The organism is uncultured Campylobacter sp. (assembly GCF_938045535.1).
Taxonomy (GTDB): domain Bacteria; phylum Campylobacterota; class Campylobacteria; order Campylobacterales; family Campylobacteraceae; genus Campylobacter_B.
Genome location: NZ_CALIMQ010000261.1, coordinates 1 through 3,661, shown reverse-complemented (window position 1 = coordinate 3,661; position 3,661 = coordinate 1). Strand labels below are relative to the sequence as shown.

General features: G+C 48.5%; 4 protein-coding genes. 2 read left to right on the top strand and 2 right to left on the bottom strand.

Translation table 11 applies throughout. From position 1 onward, the window contains the following. Positions 1-307: 307 nt before the first annotated feature. Both Q0095_RS08230 and coaE read right to left on the bottom strand, forming a co-directional pair. Positions 308-1,228: a tetratricopeptide repeat protein gene (locus Q0095_RS08230; RefSeq protein WP_297883032.1), complete on the bottom strand. Its 921-nt coding sequence runs from the start codon at positions 1,226-1,228 to the stop codon at positions 308-310. 68 nt (positions 1,229-1,296) lie between these two features. Further along, positions 1,297-1,974, bottom strand: a complete 678-nt coding sequence (gene coaE, locus Q0095_RS08225) for a dephospho-CoA kinase (protein ID WP_297883030.1) — start codon at positions 1,972-1,974, stop codon at positions 1,297-1,299. Between the two features lie 73 nt (positions 1,975-2,047). Here coaE and purM point away from each other — a divergent pair, with 73 nt between their 5' ends. Together purM and Q0095_RS08215 are read left to right on the top strand one after the other, a co-directional pair. Then, positions 2,048-3,031, top strand: coding sequence for a phosphoribosylformylglycinamidine cyclo-ligase (gene purM / locus Q0095_RS08220; protein ID WP_297883028.1), 984 nt, complete (start codon positions 2,048-2,050; stop codon positions 3,029-3,031). A 43-nt stretch (positions 3,032-3,074) separates the two neighbouring features. Beyond that, complete coding sequence (locus tag Q0095_RS08215; protein WP_297883025.1) at positions 3,075-3,434, top strand: Imm10 family immunity protein; 360 nt, start codon at positions 3,075-3,077, stop codon at positions 3,432-3,434. The last annotated feature ends 227 nt before the right edge of the window (positions 3,435-3,661 follow it).

Genomic DNA, 3,661 nt, shown 5'->3' with positions numbered 1-3,661 from the left:
GATGCTCCTCGCCCTACGGCGGCCCTTCCTTGATCAGCTTCATAGCGTCTAGCTTGGACCTATCCGCCTTAACTGAATCCGTAAATATTACGAAATCATTTCCGCTCGCATTATATTTTGAAATTTTCATTATCTACCTCGCAAATTTTTAAAATTACTAACGCTCACTAACGCTTTATTAAAATTTTACTTCTATCTAAATTTAGGTGCATCACTTATTTATAGGCTTTAATATGACTCAATTTACTAACGTATCTTCTTTCGTGAGCCCATTTTGTTACGCGCCTTTCACAATGGATGTTAGAGCCTACCTCATAGTTTTTAAATGCTCGCAAGCATCAAATTTACCGAGCTTGCAGGCTTTTTGGTAAAGCTCGCGCGCCTTCTTTTTATTTTTCGCTACGCCCCAGCCCTTTTCGTATTGATACGCTAAATTTGAGCAGGCTAGTGGCTCGTCGCTTTTTTCGCACGCTTCGCTAAAATACTTCGCAGCAAGCGCGTGATCCTTTTGCCCGCCGTCGCCCTTAAAATACGTAACGCCCAAATTTACGCACGAATCCGCGTGTCCTTGCTCGCAAGCCCTCGTAAAAAATATCCTAGCCCTGTCCGCATCTTTTTTCACGCCTTCGCCTAGAGCGTAGCTAAGCCCTAGGTTATGGCACGCCTCTACCTGCCCTATCTTGCAAGCCTTAATCAAAAGCTCGATCGCTTTTTTCGTGTCGGGATAGACGCCGAGTCCCTTTTTATAGTTGTATGCAAGGCTCGCGCACCCCTCGCTACTGTTTTTCTTGCAAGCATCGCCGAAAAGCTCATTCGCCCTCTTGCGATCCTGCGCCACCCCCTGCCCGTCGTTGTAGAGCATCCCTAAATAGACGCAGCCCTTCTGCTCGCCGAGCTTGCAAGCCCTGTCGTAATAGCGTGCGGCCTGCCTGAAGCTTCTATTTGAGTCGTATGCATAGCCTAAATTTGCACAATCCAGCGAGTTTTCCTCGCCGCCAGCGTCGCAGTTGCGCTGCAGCTCATTTATCACGCGGCTTAGTTTTTTACAATCCATCTCGCTCCCCGCGGCGCAGCCCTTCCTTAGATCGTCGATCTCTGCCGTAGCGCTCGTCGCAAACAGCGCGGAGAGTAAAACCGCTTGCGCCGTAAATTTCAACCGCTCTTTAAACGGCATACTTTTGAAATTTTGAAATTTAGCGCCCTTTTGGACGCGGCTACCGATCCCCATTGTTTTATCCTTTATTTTAAAATTCATCTTAATTCGCGTAGAAATTTTACGAGCTCTTGCGCAAAGGGCTAAATTTTATCTTTTAACTCTTTTAAAAATCTCTCCACGGCGGCCTCAAGCGCGGCAAGATCGCCTCCGTTATCTATCACAAAGTCTGCCATAGTGCGCTTTTGCTCTATGTCCGTTTGCAGTTCCACGCGGTGCTTTGCAGCGGCGCGATCCAGCCCGTTTCGCTTCATCACGCGCACAATCAATGTATCTTTTGGCGCATAAACGACCGCCACTTTATCAAAAAACTCATATCTTTTACCCTCGAAAAATAGCGGAATATCGACAAAAAAAAGCTTTCCTTTTGCCTCCAAAGCCTGCGCCTGCGATAAAATTTCAGCCGTTATTTTTGGATGTAGCAACGCTTCGAGCTTTGCAAGCTCCGCAGGGTTTTTAAACACCAGCTCGCCTAGCTTTTTGCGGTCCACCGAAACGCAGGAGTCGGACGAAATTTCCTCGTCCGATCTAGCGTTAAATTCCGCTTGCGGGTTCAAATTTGCAGCCTGCGCGTTTTTTTGCACGATGTATTGTGCGCCGAAAATTTCAGCCACCTGCGCGGCGCAGCGATCCAAAACTAGGTGCGAAATCTTATCGGCGTCGATAATCTCAAATCCACGATCACGAAGCAGCTCGCAAACCGCGCTCTTGCCGCTACCGATGCTGCCCGTGATGACGACGGCGTGTTTAAATTGCGGCATTTTGCCTCCGATTTTTTACTCCGATTTTAGCAATTTTTGGCTAAAATTAACCAAATTTCAACAAAGGGCAAAAATGATAAGCTACAAAGACGCCGGCGTCGATATAGACGCGGGAAATGACTTCGTAAATGCAATAAAACCGTTCGTCAAAGCGACGCAAACTCCGCACGTTTTGGGCGGTATCGGCTCGTTTAGCGGCGCGGTGAGGCTACCTGCCGGCTACAAAAAGCCCGCGATCCTAGGCGCCACCGACGGCGTGGGCACAAAACTGCGACTCGCGATCGATGCGCGTAAATTTGACGGCGTCGGCCAGGACCTCGTCGCGATGTGCGTAAACGACCTCATCTGCAACTTTGCCGAGCCGCTATTTTTCCTTGACTATTACGCGACGGCGAAGCTCGAGATCAGCGATGCCAAAGAGGTCGTAAAAAGCATCGCCGAGGGCTGCAGGCTCGCCCGCTGCGCGCTGATCGGCGGCGAGACGGCGGAGATGCCCTCGATGTATGAGAAGGGTGACTTCGACCTCGCAGGCTTTGCCGTGGGCATCGCCGAGGAAGATGAGATCGACCGCTCAAAATTCGTCCGTGAGAGCGACCTACTCATCGCGCTTCCTAGCAGCGGCCTGCACTCAAACGGCTTCTCGCTCGCGCGCAAAGTGGTCGCCGAGCTAGGGCTAAAATTTGACGACAAGGTAGGTGGTCGTGCGCTTATCGACGTACTTTTGGAGCCGACTAGGATTTACGTCGGCGACTTTTTAAATTTAAAAGACAAGATCCACGCTCTAGCGCACATCACGGGCGGCGGCATCGTGGAAAATCTACCGCGCGTATTTCCACAGGGGCTGGGTGCAAAGATCGATCACGCCGCGATCCGCACGCCCGAAATCTTTAAAATCATCGCACAAAAAGTAGAGCCTGCCGAGATGATGAGGACGTTTAATATGGGCGTTGGCATGATCGTCGTAGCACCGAAAGAAAATGCGGACTTTGTGCTAGCAAACACTGACGGCTACATTATCGGCGAGGTCGTAAAAGGTGCAGGTGCACAGCTCGTGTAAATTTTAAGCGGTAAAATTTGCCGCTTTTGCCAAAGCAGAATTTATGTTTAGACTAAATTTTAAAGCAAGTATTGCGACCGCTTCCAAAAACAGCGCCGATAATTATTATATGATAGGTCTTGCGGACGACAAGTACGACTATAAGAACTATCTGCTTTTCCAAAGACCGATCAAGCTCGAGCGGTACGAGGACGCAGACGCGCCGCACAACGGCTTATACGCAGAGTGCAATGGCGACGTATGTTATAACGGCTGCAAGGCGGCGAAAATCACTAGCGAGCTTATTGTTTTTGAGATCCAATACAGCGTCATCACCGTGGATATTCGCGGCGTTAAAATTCCCAAGCGCTTCATTCAGTATTGCAAAGAAATTTTCGGCGATCTGCTTAGCATCGAGGGATAAATTTATGCGCAGCAGCACGCAAAAACAATCTTTGCGATTATAAATATAAAGCCGAGATTAAAATTTAAGAGCGAATTTTAGATAGCGCACAGGATAAAGGTGGTTAAATAAAGCTATCAAACGCAACAAAACCTCCTCGCCGTAGTAAAATTTATTGCGGGATTTGCACATCGAATTCAATGCGAATATTATGCGACAAAAATTTACCCTGCCAGACAACAGCCAAA

Excerpts from the sequence above, each read along its gene's own strand:
- Q0095_RS08230 (WP_297883032.1), bottom strand. The coding sequence starts at position 1,228 with ATGGGGATCGGTAGCCGCGTCCAAAAGGGCGCTAAATTTCAAAATTTC.
- coaE (WP_297883030.1), bottom strand. The coding sequence starts at position 1,974 with ATGCCGCAATTTAAACACGCCGTCGTCATCACGGGCAGCATCGGTAGC.
- purM (WP_297883028.1), top strand. The coding sequence starts at position 2,048 with ATGATAAGCTACAAAGACGCCGGCGTCGATATAGACGCGGGAAATGAC.
- Q0095_RS08215 (WP_297883025.1), top strand. The coding sequence starts at position 3,075 with ATGTTTAGACTAAATTTTAAAGCAAGTATTGCGACCGCTTCCAAAAAC.